1 pseudogene is annotated in these 448 nt (G+C 65.2%); it reads right to left on the bottom strand.

Annotated features, from left to right (window positions below):
* Window positions 1–448: pseudogene (locus ACNFBT_RS27190) on the bottom strand (urocanate hydratase); the annotation flags it as partial.

Genomic DNA, 448 nt, shown 5'->3' with positions numbered 1-448 from the left:
CAGCCAGCGGTGCAGGTGGGCGTCGTCCGGGATCAGTTCCTTGACCTTGGCGTCGGTCTTGTAGATGTCCTGCGGATCACCGGACAGCGCAGCCCAGCGGAACGGGCCGATGCCACGGCAGAACAGCGGACGGATGTAGGCCGGAACGAAGCCGGGGAAGTCGAAGGCGTTGGCCACGCCCTCTTCCTTGGCCATCTGGCGGATGTTGTTGCCATAGTCGAAGGTCGGTACGCCCTGCTTCTGGAAGTCCAGCATGGCTTGTACGTGGACGGCCATGGACTGCTTGGCGGCCTTCACCACGGCAGCCGGGTCAGTCTTGGCGCGATCGCGGTACTGCTCCCAGGTCCAGCCGATCGGCAGGTAGCCGTTGAGCGGGTCGTGGGCGGACGTCTGGTCGGTGACCATGTCCGGACGCACGCCACGGCGTACCAGTTCCGGCAGGATTTCG

Origin of the sequence: Pseudomonas sp. NY15181 (assembly GCF_048068055.1) — a bacterium.
GTDB lineage: Bacteria > Pseudomonadota > Gammaproteobacteria > Pseudomonadales > Pseudomonadaceae > Pseudomonas.
This window is presented reverse-complemented; position numbering and strand designations above follow the sequence as displayed.